Here is a 17,444-nt window from a genome sequence, read left to right on the forward strand (position 1 = left end):
CCCTAAAGTTTTCACATCTTCCCCGCCACCTTGATCGCAAACGCATACTCAAACGCAATCTCCTCCAGCCGCTGGAAACGCCCCGAGGCGCCGCCATGGCCGGCGTCCATGTTGGTCTTGAGCAGGATCGGCGCCGCGCCGGTGGTCTTGTCGCGCAGCTTCGCCACCCATTTGGCCGGCTCCCAATAGGTGACGCGCGGGTCAGTCAGGCCGCCGAGCGCCAGGATCGGCGGATAGGCTTTGGCGCCGACATTGTCATAGGGCGAATAGGCGGCGATCTGCTGGTATTCTTCCTTACTGTCGATCGGGTTGCCCCATTCCGGCCATTCCGGCGGCGTCAGCGGCAGGGTGTCGTCGAGCATGGTGTTAAGCACGTCGACGAAGGGGACGGCGGCGATGATGCCGGCAAATTTCTCCGGCGCCATGTTGGCGACGGCGCCCATCAGCATGCCGCCGGCCGAGCCGCCCTCGGCGATGATCTTCGCGTAAGAGGTGAACTTCTGTTGATTCAGATAATCGGCCGCGGCGATGAAGTCCTTGAAGCTATTCGTCTTCTTGTCCATCTTGCCGTCTTCGTACCAGGCAAAGCCCTTGTCCTTGCCGCCGCGGATATGGGCGATGGCATAAACGAAGCCGCGGTCGGCGAGCGACAGGCAATTGGTGTTGAAGCTGGCCGGAATGGTGATGCCGTAGGCGCCGTAGCCGTAGAGCAGGCAGGGGGCGGTGCCGTCGAGCGGCGTGTCCTTGCGGTAGAGCAGGGTGACCGGCACTTTCTCGCCGTCCCAGGCCGGAGCGAAGACGCGGCGGGTGACATAGTCGTCGGGATTGTGGCCCGACGGCACTTCCTGTGTCTTCAAGAGCGTGCGTTCGCGCGTCACCATGTTGTAGTCGTAGAGCTGCGACGGTGTCGTCATCGAGGAATAGGAGAAGCGGATGACATCCGTGTCGTATTCGGCCGCGCCCGAAAGCCCCAACGAATAGGCCTCCTCGGCAAAGGCGATCGCATGTTCCTCACCCGTCCTGCGGTCGCGGATCATGATCTGCGGCAGCCCGTCCTTGCGCTCCAGCCACAAGAGATGGCGGGCATAGGCCATGTGGCTGATGATCAGCGTGCCCGGCTTGTGGGGCACCACTTCACGCCAGTTTTCCTTGCCGGGCTTATCAACCGGCGCTTCCATGATCTTGAAATCCTTGGCGCCGCCGTCATTCGTAAGGATGTAAAAGACGTCGCCGCCCTCCGTCATCGAATATTCGATGCCTTCCTCGCGCGCGGCCACCAGCTTCGGCTCGGCCATGAGATCCTTGGTCGACAGCAGCCGGTATTCGCTGGTCTCGTGATCGTGGATGTCGATATAGATGAAATCATCAAGCAGCGAGCCGCCGACGCCCATGAAGAAGCCGGCGTCGGCTTCCTCGTAGACCAGTCGGTCTTCCGACTGCGGCCGGCCGACAATATGGTGGAACACCTTCGAGGGACGGTGGTTCTCGTCGAGCGCCGAATAGAAGAAGCTCTTGCCGTCGGGCGCCCACACACCGCCGCCGCCGGTATTCTCGATCACGTCGTCGAGATCCTGGCCGCTCGAGAGGTCGCGGACCTTCAGCGTGAAGAACTCCGAGCCCTTGTCGTCATAGCCCCAGATGCCGTGACTGTGATCGGTCGTATGGTCGAGGCCGGCGAGGCGAAAATAGGCTTTGCCCGATGCCTCCTTGTCGCCGTCGAGCAGCACCGTGCGGATCGTCTCGTCGGCGACGTCACCGTCGCGGGGGATGCGGAAATAGCGCGGCTGCTCGCCGCCGGTCACATAGGACGTGCCGTAGGCATAGGCGCCGTCCTTCACCGGCACCGAGCTGTCGTCTTCCTTGATGCGGCCGCGCATTTCGGAAAACAGCACCTTCTGCAGCGGCTTGGTGTCTTCCATCGCCGCGTTCATATAGGCGTTTTCGGCTTCGAGATGCCGGCGGATGTCGGGATCGAGGATCGACGGGTCCTTGAACATCGCCTGCCAGTTGTCGGCGCGCAGCCAGGCATAATCGTCCGCGCGGGTAATGCCGTGGAGCGTATCGGAGACGGGCTTCTTCGGTGCGGCGGGCGGTGTCGGCAGATTCTTGAAAACGGACAAGGAATTGGCTCCGGTGGGAATTTCGGGTTGGCAAGAGATAGAGGCGCGCTGCCGCCGGATCAAGCGCCAAGCGGGCAGTTGGCCTTCCACAGGCGAGGCGGCGGGCTCGGTTCGGCCTGCCTTGATGTCACCACAATATTTAACAATGTCCGCTATCGCAGATCGAAGTTTGCACGTGCCAAGCCCCCGGCAAGCTGCCTGTGGCAAGGTGAAGACTGGACAACAGCGAGGGATTTTCTTCAATGCCGAAACACCTGCTTCTGTTTGCATCCCTCCTCGGCCTTGCTGCCCCTGCCTTTGCCGTCGATCCCGCCATCAAGAAGCAGCTCGAAAAACTCGATCCCTCGACCCGTCTGGAGCAGAGCTGCGACACCGAGGCGATGAGCCGCATCAACCAGGACAGCACCGGCTTCAAGCCCGACAAGGTGATCGCCTACACCTTCAAGGACCCGATCGCCGGCGACAATTCGCTGCAGGCGCCGGGCGCGGTCTTCCGCAGCAAGGGCGACTGGTACCATCTCTCCTACACCTGCATCACCGGTCCGAAGCATATCAATGTACGCGAGCTCGATTACCAGATCGGCGGCAAGGTGCCGCGCGAGAAGTGGGACAAATATTACCTTTACGATTGATCGCCTGTCCCGTTGGCTGCGCTGACCGGCCACATGGCGGTGGACGAATGCAACCGCTAAACTCCACCGATCGAATCGTAGAAGTCCATCCATGAACCGCATCTTGCTTGCTTCGGCGTTTCTTCTGGCCGGCCTCTCCACGTTATGCGCGGCCGAAACGCCGCCGCTGCCGGCCGCCGCCGCTCCGGTCATGAAAAGACCGGCGGTAACGCTCGTCGAGCCGCATCTGCATATTGCCCGCTCCAACATATCAGGCCATGCCCGCATTGCGCTCACCTTCGATGCCTGCATGGGCCAGGCGGATGAGCGCATTCTGTCGATGCTGGTGCGCGAGCGCATTCCCGCGACGATCTTCGTCACCGCCCGCTGGCTGAAGCGCAATCCCGCCGCGCTCGCCGTCTTCCTGCAGAACCCCGATCTGTTCGAACTTGAAAATCACGGCGAGAACCACATTCCGGCTGTCGATAGGCCGACGCTGGTCTATGGCATCGCCTCGGCCGGTTCGGCGCAGGCCGTCCGACAGGAAGTCGAAGGCGGCGCTGCCGCGATGCTCGCAGCCGGCATTCCCGCTCCGCACTGGTTCCGTGGCTCGACCGCCAAATATGACCTTTCCGCCATCGGCGAAATCCGCGCCCTCGGCTATCGCATCGCCGGCTATTCGGTGAATGGCGACGGCGGCTCGCTGCTCGGCGCGGCAATCACCGAAAAGCGCATCGCCTCGGCCAAGGACGGCGATGTCGTCATCTCCCACATCAACCAGCCGACCCATGCGGCGGGCGAGGGGGTGGCGAAGGCGCTGGTCGATCTCAAGGCGAAGGGCACGGAGTTCGTCCGGCTGCAGGATGTGCAAGATATGGGCGACGATAAGACGACGGAGTAGTTCTGCTATTGAGGGGGCTGTCACCACGGCACAACAGCCAAAGCAAGGCCTCTACCTCAGTTCCTCCCCGATCCCCAGCCGATCCTCCCCAAACCGTCGCAGCCCCGGTCCATCCCGGTCGAGCGCGAAATCCTCGAACCAGTCACGATGCATGCCGGCAATCATCGCGCCGATCATCTGGGCGGCGAGATAGGAAAAGGTAAAGCCGTTGCCGCCGTAGCCATAGGCGGCCATCACATGCGGCATGCCGGGCACCTGCCCGATCAGCGGCAGGCCGTCGGCCGTTTCGCCGAAGGTTCCGCCCCAGGCATGGGTGATGCGGGTATCGGCTCTCGGCCATAGCCGCTTCATTTTTTCCTGGATTGCCCGGGTCTTGGCCGGCAGCTGGCGATCGCGCGTCGCCGGATCCGTCGTGCCATCATCCTCGCCGCCAGCGACGATGCGGTTGTCGGCGGTCGTGCGCATGTAGAGATAGGGACGGCTGTCCTCCCAGATCAAAACCCTCTCGCGCCAAAAGGTCGCGGGATCCTGCGGCGCGGTGGCGACCGCCCAGCTCGAGCTTGTACGATGCAGCTTCGGCATATCGAGTCCCGGCACCGTATAGCCGGTCGCCAGCACCACATGCCGCGATTCAATGACATGGGCGCCGTTTGTCTCGACCGTGACGTGGTCGCCTTCGCTATGCAGCGCGGTTACCGAAGCCCTGACCAGCCGCGCGCCGCGCCGCACTGCCATCGCGATTAGCGCCCAGGTCAACAGCAACGGATCGGCCTCCGCCGAACCCGGCGAATAGATCGCCCCGTCCCGGTCGAGCTCGAATTGGGTGAAGAGGTCGGGATGTTCGAAATAGACGCCGGGCAGGCCCGCCCGCCGGCGCAGCTGGCGCTCCTCCAGCAGGTCGCGGGCGCCTTCCTGGTTGGCGGCGAGATAGAGCGTGTTGCGCGGCCGGAAGTCGCAGGCGATTGCGTTTGCGGCAATCAGCTTGGCAAGACCTGCGACGGCGGCGGCGCTGCGGCGATAGATGCCGGCGGCGCGCTCGAAGCCGTACCAGGTCTCCAGATCGCTGAGCTTGCTATCGATCTCCCATTGCAGCATCGCGGTGCTGGCGGCGGTACTGCCGAAATCCGGGTCCTCCCGGTCGACAATGGCAACGGAGAAGCCGCGCGCCGCAAGGTGCTCCGCGACCAGCGCGCCGGTGATGCCGCCGCCGATCACCGCGACATCGGTGGAAAGGCTCTCACCGATCGGTCGCCATTCGGGCCGAATGCCGCTTCGTCCCCAAAGCGAACGGCTACTTTGCTCATGATCGGATTCGTCGAGATCGAGATCGGATGCCACGGATGTCTCCCTCGCGTGATCACTTCGGCAATTGTGGCTGCGGCCTTTCTTCGATCAGCAACTCCTCGATAACGGTCATTACGATCAGCGATAGCGGCAGCGCCAGCATCGCCCCGACCGCGCCCCACATCCAGGTCCAAAACAGGATGGCCAGGAAGACGATGAAAGGGTTGATTTCCAACCGACGCCCCATCACTGCCGGGAAGATGATATTTTCCATGACGAGATGCACCGTGAAGAAGGCGGCCGCCGGCATCAGGCCGACGACGAAACCGTCATGCGTGATGATACCGGCGATGGCGACGGACAGCGTCATCAGCGTGATGCCGAGATAGGGAATGAAGCTCGACAGGAAGGCAAAGAAGCCCCACAGCACCGGCGCCGACAGTCCGCCGGCATAGGCGATGACGGTCATGATGAGGCCAAGCCCGACATAGATCAGCGAGGCGGTGGCGAAATAGAAGCCGAGCACCTGTTCGACGCCGTTGATGACGCGGATCGCTGCCAGCCGCTGCGAGCGGGTGCGGAAAGTCATGATGATCGTCTTGCGCAGATTGACCCGGCTGGCGAGGAAGAGCAGCAGCGCGGCGAAGAAGATCAGCCCCTGCACCAGCGCCGGCGTCAGGTTTGTTGTGACCACATGAAGGACGTTGCCGGTGTTTTCGAGCAGCGCGCCAATCGACATCGGCCCGCTTTCGAATGTCGCCGGCGTGATGTGCAGCCATTCGATGCGCTCCAGATAAGGCATGATGCGGGTGATCGTCCGCTCGACGAAAGCCGGCGCTTCATTGGCAAGGGTCGCCAGCGGACCCGCAAGCGAGTTGGCCAGCAGCGCGATGACAAGAGCGACCCCGCTTGACAGCAGGAAGGCGTTGGCGAGCCGCGGGACCCCCATTTTACTGAGATTTTCGGCGGCGATCCCGAGGATCATGCCGACGACCACTGCAAGCGTGATGGGGATGAGGATCAGCGACATCATATAAACGGCCGCCAGCCCGAGGATGGCGAAGATGCCGATGATTGCCCAGGCCATGCTGATATCGAGCCCGTCCTTTTCCAGTCGGCGTACCGGCGCTGGCGGTGGCAACTCCTCCGCCGCCTCTTGCAATGTCTGCGCCCAGGTGCTGGTGCGGCGTTCGCCGATGGCGATCTTCTTTGCCTGTTTGCGGATGCCGTTGGCGATGCCCATGCGGTGAGGTCCCCGAAGCCCCATTGCTTCGTGACAAAAACGCGCTGATGCAGTTCCGGTTCCGCTCGGCATTATGCGACGTCGAAAGACGGCCCCTCGGCGCGCCGCAGGGGTGATCGGCAGGGGGCTGCGCCTTCATCGACGACCGCGTCGATTTGATCCGGAACAACCTCGCAGTCGCCGGCGTTCGACCCCGGAAGGAGATAGCTCATGACTGCAGATCCCGATCAGACGAAGGTCACCGAGACCTATTCGACCAATCCCCCTTACGCGGACGAGGCGAGCCTCAAAGCCGCCGACAACAGGCGGTGGTGGGCTTGGGCCGTCCTCGTGGCGGGTGCGGCGGTGCTCATCATTGCCGGCGTGAGCGTTGCGATCTGGCCCGATCCCGGCAATAACGATCCGACGGCCACCGCCTCGACGAAGCCGGATCCGATCAATGCGCAGCCGTCCGGTCCTGGCGCCTTCAACAATGACCCGGCCTCTGGCCCGTCACGGCCGCCCGAGGAGACGGACCGTGCGCCGACACCGAGCGGAAATGGCGGCGGACCGACCGGGGTAACCACGCCATCCGGAACCGAAAAGGTTCAATAATGTGGTTCAGGCCGACAGCGTCAGGCCGATGCCCCAGGGGTCCCTCAGGAAGACGCCGCCGTTGCGCTTCTCGCTGTTGATCTCCAGTGCGTCGAGCTTGGAGACCGCCGCATCCAGCGTCGCCTTGTCGTTGAAACGGATCGTGTAGTCAGACAGCCCGGTCATATTGTCGGCGCGCGGGGCCGCGCCCCGGCTGTTCCAGATGTTGGCGGCGAGGTGGTGATGATAGCCGCCGGTGGCAAAGAAGCTCGCGCCGGGATAGCGGGCCATCAGCTTGAGGCCGAGCACGTCGCGGTAGAAGGCGTCGGCCTGCGGGATGTCGCCGACCTGCAGGTGCAGGTGGCCGATTGCCGTCCCCGCGGCCATGCCGTTCCAGCGCTCATCCGGCGCGCTGTCATAGAGCGCCTGCAGGTCGAGGCGCAGTGTCGCCATCTCGATCATCCCATCCTGATGGAACTTCCATTGCTCGTGTGGCCGGTCGGCATAGATTTCGATGCCGTTGCCTTCGGGGTCGGAAAGGTAGATTGCCTCGCTGACGAGATGGTCGGAGGCGCCGTCGAGCGCGACATTGTGATGCGCCGCATGGCGCAGCCAGCGCGCCAGTTCGGTGCGGTCGGGCATCAGGAAGGCGGTGTGGAAGAGCCCGGCGGCGTTGCGCGGCGCGATGGCCGCGTTGCGCGCGGTCGTCAGCGTCAGCAGCGGCAGATCGCCGACCCCGAGAATTTCGCCGCTTGCGGTCTTTTCGATAATCTTGAGGCCGAGCATCGACTGGTAGAAGCCGGACACGAGAGCTAGATCGCTGACGACGAGATGCGATTGGTCGATATAGGCAGGCCGCGTCAGCGCATAGGATGTATCGGTCGTCATGGGTAACTCTCCTGCCTCTGAGATTGAAGGCGCACCGGTCGTGGCGGCTGCCGTGCTTGCTCCTTATATGGCCCATCGCCATTGTTCACAGAAGACTCGTTTTTGGAGATGAAGCGTTGAACGGCCGTTGACGATGACGGGCGCCGACTTGCCCGCTGACTTGATCGCCATCAATGCGTCCATATCTTCTTCAGAAGAAACTTATGCATCTCAGTCAGGGAGGGAAGCCATGTACAAAAAGATCATCGTGGCGATCGCGCTCGGCGGCCTCGACAGGGGAGAAGACATCCTCCGCAAGGCCGCGTCGCTGCTCGACGCGGGCGGCGAGATCGTCGCGCTCAACGTCGTCGAGGACGTTCCGACCTATGTCGCGATCGAACTGCCGGCCAATATGCTCGAGGACGCCATGAAGGACAGCCGCGACAGGCTGCAGGCGCTGGTCGCCGCGACCGGAGTCGCGGCAACGGTGGAAATCCGCAACGGCCCGCCGGCCAAGGCCATCATTGCGGCCGCTGAAAGCCATCGCGCCGACCTCATCATCCTCGCCTCGCATGTCCCGGATTTTTCCAACTACTTCATTGGCGCCACGGCCGACCGCGTGGTGCGCCATGCCAAGTGCTCGGTGCTGGTCGAGCGCCACAAGATCTGAGTACGCGTCTTCCATTTTCTCCGCTCGCCACCCTCAAAGCGCAGCAGGCGCCGCGTGACTTGTCACGAAGATTTACCTCAGGCTCGCTGTGCCGCTGTTGCGCCGCCATCCGTTCAATGCGACCATCGCCGTCGGGCACGAAACGGATTGGCGCGCATGGCTGAGTTCAACGGCATTCGCTGGGCTTACGACAGATATGAGCTGATCGCCGATGGCATCGTCCATGGCGTCGGCCTGGTGCTGGCGCTGGTCGGCGCCACCGTGCTGATTTTCTATGCCACGGTCTGGAGCTCCTACGGCGCGCTCGCCGCCGCCTGGATCTATGGCGTCGGACTGGTGCTGACGCTTGCCATCTCCTTTTCCTACAACGTCTGGCCGGTCTCGCGCACCAAATGGTTCCTGCGCCGCTTCGATCATTCGGCGATCTTCATCCTGATCGCCGCCACCTATACGCCCTTCCTCGAACGCGGCGCTGACGATCCGCTGCTCTTCTACATGCTGGTGGCGATCTGGGTGTTTGCCGCCGTCGGCATTGTCCTGAAATGCGTCTTTCCCGGCCGCTACGACCGTCTCGCCATCCTGCTTTATCTCGCCATGGGCTGGAGCGGCGTGCTGGTGGCCGGGCCTGTCGCCGCGCGCATCCCCTCCGCCTCGATGCTGCTGATCATCATCGGCGGCGTCCTCTATTCGCTCGGCGTCATCTTCCATGTCTGGGAGAAGCTGCGCTTCCAGAACGCCATCTGGCACGGCTTCGTCGTCATCGCCGCCGCCGTGCATTATTCGGCGGTCTTTACCTGTTTCAGCCTGTCGGCATCGGGTTTCTGAGGGGCAGCTGTCCGAGCGACCGTCTCTCTGCCGCACCCGCAGTTTACATCTTTTAGGCCGGGGCGTATGTCACCCTTCGCAGCCAATCGGACCGGACCAGCCATGACAGACGCCGTTCTTATTCGCGACGCCATCGAAGTCGATCTTCCCGCCATCCGCGATATCTACAATCACGCCGTCGAGCATACGACGGCGATTTGGAACGAGACGCTGGCCGATCTCGAAAACCGGCGGGAATGGATGAAGGCGCGCAAAGGCCGCGGCTTTCCCGTCGTCGTCGCCGAAATGTCGGGCAAGGTCGCAGGCTACGCCTCCTATGGCGACTGGCGCGCCTTCGACGGCTATCGCCACACGGTTGAGCATTCCGTCTATGTCGACAAGGATTACCGCGGGGCCGGCATCGGCGAGGCTCTGATGCGGGCGCTGATCGCCCGTGCCGCTGCCGCCGATATCCACGTGATGATCGCCGGCATCGAGGCCGAGAACACCGCCTCGATCCGGCTGCACGAGAAACTCGGCTTCCGCATCGCCGGCAGATTTTCCGAAGTCGGCACCAAGTTCGGCCGCTGGCTGGATCTGACCTGCATGGAGCTTCGTCTGCCCTCAAAGGCGGATTGACCGCCGGCTTGGCGCCGCCGGAGTGAGCCCGCAAATGATTGCCGGCGCGTTCGCCATCTTTTTATTGTATTCTGAGCTGTGTAGAAATGGGGGCGCCTGCTTCGCGACAGCCGGCGTGAAAAGCGTCATGGAGATCAACAGTTCAATGGCAATGCATAGATCGCCGCTCGGCCTCCTTGCCTTCCTTCTTCTCGCCTCTGCCCCGATATCCACCCGCGCTGCCGATTGCGGCAGCACGCCTTCACCAAAGCTCGACTGGCAGGAATGTTCAAAGAAGAACCTGATGCTGCAGGGCAGTGATCTTGAAGGCGCCAATCTCTTCAGCACAGATTTTTCGCTGACCGATCTCAGCGGCGGAAATTTCAAATCCGCCAATCTCGAGAAGGCGACTTTGGTGCGCGCCTCGCTCGAGGGTGCACATGCCGAAGGGGCCAATTTCGCCAAGGTCGAGGCCTATCGCGCCAGCTTCGCCAATATTGCCGCCGAAGGCGCATCCTTTGCCGGCGCCGAGCTGCAGCGCGCCAATTTCGGCGGCGCCCGGCTCTCCGGCGCGAGCTTCGAAAAGGCCGAACTCGGCCGCGCCGACTTCGACAAGGCGGTACTGACGGGGGTAAAATTCTCCTACGCCAATCTCTCCCGCGCCGACCTTTCCCACGCCACCTTCGAAGGCCCGTTAATCTTCGAGCGCGCCTTCATGTTCCTGACTCGCATCGAAGGCCTCGACCTCTCGGCTGCCGCCGGGCTCGAACAGGCACAGATCGACCTCGCCTGCGGTGACGCCTCGACCAAACTGCCCGCCGGCCTCTCGGCGCCGACGACATGGCCTTGTCCGGCTGATCACGAGTGATTACCAGGCGACACTGTACGCATATGGCAACACGCGCGTCTCTCTGGGATGGTTCGGTTCAACTTAGTGGAGTTTGAACTCGCCCATGACGCGGCGCCACTCGTTCGGCCCGATCAGCCGCTGGTGGGTGTAGCGAACAGAATGCAACGGCCCGTCGAGGGAGGACTGCCAGAACTCGAGAAACTTGTGCATCTCCGGAAAGTCCGGGGCAAGATCGTAATCCTGCCAGACATAGGTTTGCAGCACGGATTCAAAATCAGGAATGCGATAGAGGATATGTGCAGTGGTCAGCCCATAGCCGTTCAGTTGACGTTCCAGATCTGAGGAAAATCGCATACTTCATCTCCGTTTCGTGACGCTCGAAAAGTGGCGCAAAATTTTGCGGCCATCAACGGATTTCTGAACGCGTCCACCGTGTTTATTGTTCCTTTACAGGATGTTAGCAGCCACTTCGCGCGAGTGCTAATTTTTTTATGGCGCCCTCTTGAAATGGAAAAGCCGCAAAACCAGATCATTGCGCGCAGAACGCTCGATCGAGGTTTTGCACCCGCCCGGACTGGTCATCCGGTCCGGCCAGGGGAATAACATCGTTATTGTTTGTCCATTGGAGGAAAACATGTCGTTCCGACCGCTTCATGATCGCATTCTCGTCCGCCGCGTCGATTCCGAGGAAAAGACCAAGGGCGGCATCATCATCCCCGACACCGCCAAGGAAAAGCCGCAGGAAGGCGAGGTCATCGCCGTCGGCCCCGGCGCGCGCAATGATGCCGGCCAAATCCAGGCGCTCGACGTCAAGGTCGGCGATCGCATCCTGTTCGGCAAGTGGTCGGGCACGGAGATCAAGATCAACGGCGAAGACCTGCTGATCATGAAGGAAAGCGATGTCATGGGCATCATCGAGGCCCGGGCCGCCGAAAAGATCGCTGCCTGAGGCGATTTCCGCGCATTAGTCGAAAAAGCTGCCTATTGAAGGAGTGACAGAATGGCTGCGAAAGAAGTCAAATTTCATAGCGATGCCCGTGAACGCATGCTGCGTGGGGTCGATGTGCTGGCCAATGCCGTGAAGGTGACCCTCGGCCCGAAGGGCCGCAACGTCGTGATCGACAAGTCCTTCGGCGCCCCGCGCATCACCAAGGACGGCGTTTCGGTCGCCAAGGAAATCGAACTCGAAGACAAGTTCGAGAACATGGGCGCCCAGATGCTGCGTGAAGTTGCATCGAAGACAAATGATCTCGCCGGGGACGGTACCACGACGGCGACCGTTCTTGCTCAGGCGATCGTCAAGGAAGGTGCCAAGGCGGTTGCCTCAGGCATGAACCCGATGGACCTGAAGCGCGGCATCGATCTTGCCGTTACCGCCGTCGTCGCGGAACTGAAGGCCAACGCCCGCAAGATCTCCAACAATTCCGAAATTGCTCAGGTCGGTACCATTTCCGCCAACGGCGATTCCGAGATCGGCCGCTACCTCGCCGAAGCGATGGGAAAGGTCGGCAACGAAGGCGTCATCACGGTCGAAGAAGCCAAGACCGCCGAAACCGAGCTCGAAGTCGTCGAAGGCATGCAGTTCGACCGCGGCTACCTCAGCCCCTATTTCGTCACCAACCAGGACAAGATGCGGGTCGAGCTTGAGGATCCCTATATCCTCATCCATGAGAAGAAGCTCTCGAACCTGCAGTCGATGCTCCCGGTTCTCGAGGCCGTTGTCCAGTCCGGCAAGCCGCTCCTGATCATCGCCGAAGACGTCGAGGGCGAAGCGCTTGCAACGCTCGTCGTCAACAAGCTGCGCGGCGGCCTGAAGATCGCTGCCGTCAAGGCGCCTGGCTTCGGCGACCGCCGCAAGGCCATGCTCGAAGACATCGCCATCCTGACGGGCGGCACCGTGATCTCCGAAGATCTTGGCATCAAGCTCGAGAATGTGACGCTCAATATGCTTGGCCGCGCCAAGAAAGTGGCGATCGAAAAGGAAAACACCACGATCATCGACGGTGCTGGTTCGAAGGCGGAACTCGACGGTCGCACCGCTCAGATCCGCGCCCAGATCGAAGAAACCACCTCCGACTACGACCGCGAGAAGCTGCAGGAACGCCTTGCCAAGCTCGCCGGCGGCGTTGCCGTCATCCGCGTCGGCGGCTCGACGGAAGTCGAAGTGAAGGAAAAGAAGGACCGCGTCGACGACGCCCTTCACGCAACCCGTGCGGCGGTCGAGGAAGGCATCCTGCCGGGCGGCGGCGTGGCGCTGCTGCGCGCCGTCAAGGCGCTTGAAAACGTTCAGACCGCCAATGCCGACCAGCGCGTCGGTCTCGATATCGTCCGCCGGGCAATCGAGGCTCCGGTTCGCCAGATCGCCGAAAACGCCGGCGCGGAAGGCTCGATCATCGTCGGCAAGCTGCGCGAGAAGAGCGAGTTCTCCTATGGCTGGAACGCCCAGACGGGTGAATACGGCGACCTCTATGCGCAGGGCGTCATCGATCCGGCCAAGGTCGTCCGCACGGCGCTACAGGATGCCGCCTCCGTTGCCGGTCTTCTGGTCACGACGGAAGCCATGATCGCCGAGAAGCCGAAGAAAGACGCCGCTCCGGCAATGCCGGCCGGCGCCGGAATGGACTTCTAAGCGATCGCTTGGCCCGTCCTGCCCTCGGGGCGGGCCTCGCCACTCACTATGCGGATGAACCACGTTCCATCGGTCGACATCAATGGAGCCAAGCTATGAGAAAGGAAAGCATCAGCAATTCCATCGCGCCGCAAGCCACGGCGGCGATAAGCGCGGCGCATCTGCTGCATCCGGCGAAACATTTCAGTCACCCGCGTGACGTGCTGGCTGCCGCCGACATCAGCGATGCCGAAAAGCGGGCCATTCTCGCCTCATGGGCATCCGATATCTTTGCGATCGAATCCGCACCTGCCCTGCGCCTCTATCCCGGGACGGAAACAGCCGTTTCCTATGATGAGATCCTTGAAGCGCTGAAGACATTGGACAAGGTTGATCGGCAATCTGTGCAGCAAAGTTCGTCGACTGCCCAAAGGCCCCATCGCCAAAGACTGCCGGGACGCCGGCTTCCCGGATTCGGCCTTTGCAGCTATTCGAGAGGAGGACGGCGCCGCCAGCTATTCGAAAGTTGACCCCCATCTGGCCTGCCGCGTGCCTCTTGAGGACGCAGGCATGATTTTTACCGACGACTCTTTGCTCAACTGAGGAGGTTTTGCCGATGAAGATCGCTCAGATTGCACCGCTCGCCGAGAGTGTTCCGCCGAAGCTCTACGGGGGAACGGAGCGCATCGTTTCTTATCTGACTGAAGAACTCGTCGCCCAGGGGCACGAGGTCACGCTCTTTGCCAGCGGCGATTCCGTCACTGGCGCGAGACTAGTCCCGTGTGCGGATGTCGCACTTCGGTTGAATCCGATGGTCAAGGACCATCTGCCGCATCAGGTCGTGATGCTGGAGGAGATCCGTCGGCGCGCGCATGAGTTCGACGTGCTGCATTTCCACATCGATCTGCTGCATTTCCCACTGATCCGCGATTTCGCCGATCGCACGGTTACCACACTGCACGGGCGACTGGACCTGCCGGATCTCAAGCCGCTTTACACGGCCTTCCCGGATGTTCCGCTGGTGTCGATCTCAAATGATCAGCGCCGCCCTATGCCGCCGGTGGACTGGCGCGGAACGGTCTATCACGGTCTGCCGGTCGACCTTCTCCCCTTCACGCGGAACCCCAGGGGCAACTACCTTGCCTTCCTTGGGCGAATTTCCCCGGAGAAGCGCCCCGACCGCGCAATCCAGATCGCGGCGAAGGTGGGTATGCCGCTGAAGATCGCCGCCAAGATCGATAATGTCGACAAGGCCTATTGGGAAACTGTCATCCAGCCGATGGTTAAGAGCCATCCGCAGATTGAATTCATCGGCGAGATCGATGAACAACAGAAAGCGGACTTCCTCGGAAACGCAGGTGCTCTGCTTTTCCCGATCGATTGGCCGGAGCCCTTCGGCCTGGTGATGATCGAGGCCATGGCCTGCGGCACGCCGGTGATCGCGTTCGGCTTTGGCTCGGTTCCCGAGGTCATTGACAATGGCATTTCCGGCATTCTCGTCGACAGTGTCACCGAGGCGGCCGAGAACGTCGAATGGGCGCTCCGGCTCGATCGGCGAAGGGTGCGGGCCGCGTTCGAAAAGCGCTTCACCGCGGAACGTATGGCGTGCGACTATCTCGACATCTACCGCAACTTGCCGGGCGTTCGTACCAAAGCCGCGCCAATCCGTCGGTCGAATGGTCGCGCGCCCGACCTGCAGGCTGTTGCCTGACGTCAAGGAGGAGAAATGTCGAAGATTTCTGCGGACAGCAACTCCGCCACGGCATCGCCGGGCCCGATGGGGGCGGTCGCTCAGTTCTTCATTCCGGCTGCCGCATCGCTGCAGGAGCGCCGGCCCCGCACCCTCAAGCACGGCGATACTTTCGCCGTCTTCGACTATAATGGCGACGCTCTTTCCGGTCTCGGCAGTCCGGAGGGGCTCTTTCACCGCGATACCCGTTATCTCTCGCATTTCTACCTGACGATCAACGGACGGCGGCCGATGCTTCTGTCGTCGACGCTGCGCGATGACAACGCCACGCTGACCTGCGATCTCACCAATCCGGATCTGTTCGACAACAAGGGAAAGCTGCTTCTGGGCCATGACCTGATTCACCTGCGCAGGTCGCGGTTTCTCTGGAATGCCTGTTGTTATGAACGGGTGGCCGTGAGGAATTATGACGATCGGCGGCAACATGTCCGCATCGAGATCGCGTTCGAGGCGGATTTCGCCGATCTCTTCGAAGTCCGCGGCACCGCAAGAGCGCGGAGAGGGCGCCATCTTCCGGCCGTCATGGAGCAGGATTGCGTCCTGCTTTCCTATATTGGCCTGGACGGCCGCAAGCGGTCGACGCGCCTTTCCTTCATGCCTGAACCGGTTGAAATTCATAACGATTTTGTCGCCTATGATCTCCATCTCGAGCCGCACGCGACCAAATCGCTCTTCATCCAGATTGGCTGCGACCAGACCTCCGGCGACCGACTGAGCCGCCTTTCCTTCTTCTTGGCGTTGCGAGACGCCCGCCGTGCATTGCGCGCCTCTTCCTCGCGCGCAGCGTCGATTGCGACATCCAACGAGATCTTCAACGAAACCGCTCGCCGCAGCGTCTCCGACCTCTACATGCTGATGACCGACAAGGCCGAAGGACCCTATCCCTATGCCGGCATTCCCTGGTTTAGCACTGTCTTCGGCCGCGACGCCCTGATCACGGCGCTTCAGACACTTTGGCTCGACCCTGAGATCGCCCGCGGGGTTCTCGGTCATCTCGCAGCCAACCAGGCGACGAATGTCGATCCTGGCTCGGACGCCGAGCCGGGCAAGATCCTGCACGAAACGCGTTACGGCGAAATGGCCGAACTTGGCGAGGTTCCATTCGGGCGCTATTACGGCAGCGTCGATTCGACGCCGCTGTTTGTGATGCTGGCTGGCGCCTATCTCCAGCGTACCGGTGATCTTGCGACGATCGACCGTCTTCTGTCACATGTCGAAGCGGCACTGACGTGGATCGACGAGCATGGCGATCGCGACGGCGACGGCTTCGTTGAATATGGACGTTTGACGGAGGAAGGACTGATCAATCAGGCCTGGAAAGACAGCCATGATTCGGTTTTCCATGCCGACGGCACATTGGCCAGGGGGCCGATCGCGATTGCTGAGGTCCAGGCTTATGTCTATGGCGCGTGGCAAAGTGCTGCCGAGATCTTCCGGCGCAAGGGAATGCCTGAACGAGCGGCGAGCTTTCTCGCGCGGGCGGAGGGACTGCGCCGGGCCTTCGACGTGAGCTTCTTCGATGAGGAGCTTGGCACATATGTATTGGCCCTGGACGGGGACAAACAACCCTGCCGGGTTCGATCCTCAAATGCCGGCCATGCGCTGTTCACCGGTATTGCTTATCCTGAGCGGGTCGAACAGGTTACGCGCACTCTAATGAGCGCATCGTCCTTCTGTGGCTGGGGCATCCGCACCATTCCCTCCACCGAAGCGCGGTACAATCCCATGAGCTATCACAATGGCTCGATCTGGCCACATGACAACGCCTTGATCGCCAATGGCCTTGCCCGCTATGGCTATCGCGTCGAAGCTGCGCGGATCTTCGAGGGCTTGTTTGCTGCCGCGACCTATATCGACCTGCGGCGACTCCCCGAGCTTCTCTGCGGCCTGCCGCGCCAACGGGCGCGGGGGCCGACATTTTATCCCGTCGCGTGCTCGCCTCAAGCATGGGCGGCAGCAGCCCCCTTGTCTCTGCTGCAATCCTGCCTCGGCCTCGACTTCGACCCGAATGGACCGCTCATCAGCTTCAATATGCCGCGACTTCCATCTTTCCTCGATGAGGTGATCTTGCGACGCCTGCTGATCGGCAGTGGCTCGGCCGACGTCGCCGTCCGTCGGTCGGGAGGTCAGTTCGTGGTCGACGTGATCAATCGCCAGGGCAATGTTCAGGTGGCCATCACGGCCTGATCAGGGAGGTCTCGGAAAGGCGGGTCCCCCGCCTTTCCTAATCCTCTTCCTCTTCATCGGACCTTAGCAGATCGACAAGCGCAGCAACCCTGCCGCTCGGCAGATGCCGGCCTTCACTCATCAATGCCTCGTCGTTGTTAACCCATGCAAATGCCTCGGCAAGTTCGGCCTGCGTCGCACCTGTCGCGATGACTTCGGCCACAAGCGTTTCGTCGGCTGGGCCCAAGACGGCGATGACATCGTCTGAAGTCATTGTCATGGTGATTGCTCCTCGCTCAAACTTCGCCCAGATATGGTGGCGTCTTCGAAAAAATCAATTTTCTTCGTTGAGAAGTTTCATCCTCTTGAAACCGTAAGA

18 protein-coding genes are annotated in these 17,444 nt (G+C 61.6%); 12 read left to right on the top strand and 6 right to left on the bottom strand.

The genetic code is table 11. The annotated features are described in order from the left end of the window. Nucleotides 1-11 precede the first annotated feature (11 nt). Nucleotides 12-2,120, bottom strand: a complete 2,109-nt coding sequence (locus J2J99_RS06490) for a S9 family peptidase (RefSeq protein WP_168294288.1) — start codon at nucleotides 2,118-2,120, stop codon at nucleotides 12-14. A gap of 242 nt (nucleotides 2,121-2,362) precedes the next feature. On the opposite strand from J2J99_RS06490, the gene J2J99_RS06495 reads away from it, so the two are divergent. Together J2J99_RS06495 and J2J99_RS06500 are read left to right on the top strand one after the other, a co-directional pair. After that, nucleotides 2,363-2,752 carry a DUF930 domain-containing protein gene (locus J2J99_RS06495; RefSeq protein ID WP_168294287.1) on the top strand — a complete coding sequence of 130 codons (390 nt, stop codon included), beginning with the start codon at nucleotides 2,363-2,365 and terminating at the stop codon, nucleotides 2,750-2,752. Between the two features lie 91 nt (nucleotides 2,753-2,843). Further along, entirely contained in the window at nucleotides 2,844-3,632 is a 789-nt protein-coding gene (locus tag J2J99_RS06500) for a polysaccharide deacetylase family protein (protein WP_168294286.1), read from the top strand. 51 nt (nucleotides 3,633-3,683) lie between these two features. On the opposite strand, the gene J2J99_RS06505 is transcribed toward J2J99_RS06500, so the two are convergent. Further along, nucleotides 3,684-4,970: an NAD(P)/FAD-dependent oxidoreductase gene (locus J2J99_RS06505; protein WP_168294285.1), complete on the bottom strand. Its 1,287-nt coding sequence runs from the start codon at nucleotides 4,968-4,970 to the stop codon at nucleotides 3,684-3,686. A gap of 19 nt (nucleotides 4,971-4,989) precedes the next feature. Continuing rightward, nucleotides 4,990-6,159 carry an AI-2E family transporter gene (locus tag J2J99_RS06510; RefSeq protein ID WP_168294284.1) on the bottom strand — a complete coding sequence of 390 codons (1,170 nt, stop codon included), beginning with the start codon at nucleotides 6,157-6,159 and terminating at the stop codon, nucleotides 4,990-4,992. 210 nt (nucleotides 6,160-6,369) lie between these two features. Here J2J99_RS06510 and J2J99_RS06515 point away from each other — a divergent pair, with 210 nt between their 5' ends. After that, nucleotides 6,370-6,753 carry a hypothetical protein gene (locus tag J2J99_RS06515; protein WP_168294283.1) on the top strand — a complete coding sequence of 128 codons (384 nt, stop codon included), beginning with the start codon at nucleotides 6,370-6,372 and terminating at the stop codon, nucleotides 6,751-6,753. 6 nt (nucleotides 6,754-6,759) lie between these two features. On the opposite strand, the gene J2J99_RS06520 is transcribed toward J2J99_RS06515, so the two are convergent. Further along, on the bottom strand, nucleotides 6,760-7,620 hold the full coding sequence (locus tag J2J99_RS06520) for a VOC family protein (RefSeq protein ID WP_168294282.1): 861 nt from the start codon (nucleotides 7,618-7,620) through the stop codon (nucleotides 6,760-6,762). A gap of 229 nt (nucleotides 7,621-7,849) precedes the next feature. On the opposite strand from J2J99_RS06520, the gene J2J99_RS06525 reads away from it, so the two are divergent. The 4 genes from J2J99_RS06525 to J2J99_RS06540 all read left to right on the top strand — a co-directional run bounded on the left by J2J99_RS06525 (nucleotide 7,850) and on the right by J2J99_RS06540 (nucleotide 10,559). After that, nucleotides 7,850-8,269, top strand: coding sequence for a universal stress protein (locus J2J99_RS06525; RefSeq protein ID WP_168294281.1), 420 nt, complete (start codon nucleotides 7,850-7,852; stop codon nucleotides 8,267-8,269). A gap of 156 nt (nucleotides 8,270-8,425) precedes the next feature. Next, nucleotides 8,426-9,094, top strand: coding sequence for a PAQR family membrane homeostasis protein TrhA (trhA, locus tag J2J99_RS06530; RefSeq protein WP_168294280.1), 669 nt, complete (start codon nucleotides 8,426-8,428; stop codon nucleotides 9,092-9,094). Between the two features lie 102 nt (nucleotides 9,095-9,196). Then, entirely contained in the window at nucleotides 9,197-9,712 is a 516-nt protein-coding gene (locus J2J99_RS06535) for a GNAT family N-acetyltransferase (protein WP_168294279.1), read from the top strand. A gap of 145 nt (nucleotides 9,713-9,857) precedes the next feature. Then, on the top strand, nucleotides 9,858-10,559 hold the full coding sequence (locus J2J99_RS06540) for a pentapeptide repeat-containing protein (protein ID WP_168294278.1): 702 nt from the start codon (nucleotides 9,858-9,860) through the stop codon (nucleotides 10,557-10,559). A gap of 63 nt (nucleotides 10,560-10,622) precedes the next feature. On the opposite strand, the gene J2J99_RS06545 is transcribed toward J2J99_RS06540, so the two are convergent. After that, nucleotides 10,623-10,895: an usg protein gene (locus J2J99_RS06545; RefSeq protein WP_168294277.1), complete on the bottom strand. Its 273-nt coding sequence runs from the start codon at nucleotides 10,893-10,895 to the stop codon at nucleotides 10,623-10,625. A gap of 280 nt (nucleotides 10,896-11,175) precedes the next feature. Here J2J99_RS06545 and groES point away from each other — a divergent pair, with 280 nt between their 5' ends. The 5 genes from groES (at nucleotide 11,176) to J2J99_RS06570 (ending at nucleotide 17,086) form a co-directional block, all read left to right on the top strand. Continuing rightward, on the top strand, nucleotides 11,176-11,490 hold the full coding sequence (gene groES, locus J2J99_RS06550; RefSeq protein WP_064681958.1) for a co-chaperone GroES: 315 nt from the start codon (nucleotides 11,176-11,178) through the stop codon (nucleotides 11,488-11,490). Nucleotides 11,491-11,541: 51 nt separating this feature from the next. Beyond that, nucleotides 11,542-13,170, top strand: a complete 1,629-nt coding sequence (groL, locus tag J2J99_RS06555) for a chaperonin GroEL (RefSeq protein WP_207600954.1) — start codon at nucleotides 11,542-11,544, stop codon at nucleotides 13,168-13,170. Between the two features lie 95 nt (nucleotides 13,171-13,265). Further along, the gene (locus J2J99_RS06560) at nucleotides 13,266-13,679 is read left to right on the top strand and encodes a hypothetical protein (protein ID WP_168294262.1); all 414 of its coding nucleotides are present in this window, start codon (nucleotides 13,266-13,268) and stop codon (nucleotides 13,677-13,679) included. Between the two features lie 86 nt (nucleotides 13,680-13,765). After that, a complete protein-coding gene (locus J2J99_RS06565) occupies nucleotides 13,766-14,860 on the top strand; it encodes a glycosyltransferase family 4 protein (protein WP_168294261.1) in 1,095 nt (364 codons plus the stop codon). A 15-nt stretch (nucleotides 14,861-14,875) separates the two neighbouring features. Further along, nucleotides 14,876-17,086: an amylo-alpha-1,6-glucosidase gene (locus J2J99_RS06570; protein WP_168294260.1), complete on the top strand. Its 2,211-nt coding sequence runs from the start codon at nucleotides 14,876-14,878 to the stop codon at nucleotides 17,084-17,086. Nucleotides 17,087-17,123: 37 nt separating this feature from the next. On the opposite strand, the gene J2J99_RS06575 is transcribed toward J2J99_RS06570, so the two are convergent. Then, nucleotides 17,124-17,345 (bottom strand): hypothetical protein, encoded by a 222-nt coding sequence (locus J2J99_RS06575; RefSeq protein WP_168294259.1) that lies wholly within the window; start codon nucleotides 17,343-17,345, stop codon nucleotides 17,124-17,126. Between the last annotated feature and the right edge of the window lie 99 nt (nucleotides 17,346-17,444).

The organism is Rhizobium binae (assembly GCF_017357225.1).
Taxonomy (GTDB): Bacteria; Pseudomonadota; Alphaproteobacteria; order Rhizobiales; family Rhizobiaceae; genus Rhizobium; species Rhizobium binae.

Excerpts from the sequence above, each read along its gene's own strand:
- J2J99_RS06535 (WP_168294279.1), top strand. The coding sequence starts at position 9,197 with ATGACAGACGCCGTTCTTATTCGCGACGCCATCGAAGTCGATCTTCCC.
- J2J99_RS06520 (WP_168294282.1), bottom strand. The coding sequence starts at position 7,620 with ATGACGACCGATACATCCTATGCGCTGACGCGGCCTGCCTATATCGAC.
- J2J99_RS06510 (WP_168294284.1), bottom strand. The coding sequence starts at position 6,159 with ATGGGCATCGCCAACGGCATCCGCAAACAGGCAAAGAAGATCGCCATC.
- J2J99_RS06545 (WP_168294277.1), bottom strand. The coding sequence starts at position 10,895 with ATGCGATTTTCCTCAGATCTGGAACGTCAACTGAACGGCTATGGGCTG.
- groES (WP_064681958.1), top strand. The coding sequence starts at position 11,176 with ATGTCGTTCCGACCGCTTCATGATCGCATTCTCGTCCGCCGCGTCGAT.
- J2J99_RS06500 (WP_168294286.1), top strand. The coding sequence starts at position 2,844 with ATGAACCGCATCTTGCTTGCTTCGGCGTTTCTTCTGGCCGGCCTCTCC.
- J2J99_RS06570 (WP_168294260.1), top strand. The coding sequence starts at position 14,876 with ATGTCGAAGATTTCTGCGGACAGCAACTCCGCCACGGCATCGCCGGGC.
- J2J99_RS06575 (WP_168294259.1), bottom strand. The coding sequence starts at position 17,345 with ATGACAATGACTTCAGACGATGTCATCGCCGTCTTGGGCCCAGCCGAC.
- J2J99_RS06525 (WP_168294281.1), top strand. The coding sequence starts at position 7,850 with ATGTACAAAAAGATCATCGTGGCGATCGCGCTCGGCGGCCTCGACAGG.
- J2J99_RS06560 (WP_168294262.1), top strand. The coding sequence starts at position 13,266 with ATGAGAAAGGAAAGCATCAGCAATTCCATCGCGCCGCAAGCCACGGCG.
- J2J99_RS06565 (WP_168294261.1), top strand. The coding sequence starts at position 13,766 with ATGAAGATCGCTCAGATTGCACCGCTCGCCGAGAGTGTTCCGCCGAAG.
- groL (WP_207600954.1), top strand. The coding sequence starts at position 11,542 with ATGGCTGCGAAAGAAGTCAAATTTCATAGCGATGCCCGTGAACGCATG.
- trhA (WP_168294280.1), top strand. The coding sequence starts at position 8,426 with ATGGCTGAGTTCAACGGCATTCGCTGGGCTTACGACAGATATGAGCTG.
- J2J99_RS06540 (WP_168294278.1), top strand. The coding sequence starts at position 9,858 with ATGGCAATGCATAGATCGCCGCTCGGCCTCCTTGCCTTCCTTCTTCTC.
- J2J99_RS06515 (WP_168294283.1), top strand. The coding sequence starts at position 6,370 with ATGACTGCAGATCCCGATCAGACGAAGGTCACCGAGACCTATTCGACC.
- J2J99_RS06495 (WP_168294287.1), top strand. The coding sequence starts at position 2,363 with ATGCCGAAACACCTGCTTCTGTTTGCATCCCTCCTCGGCCTTGCTGCC.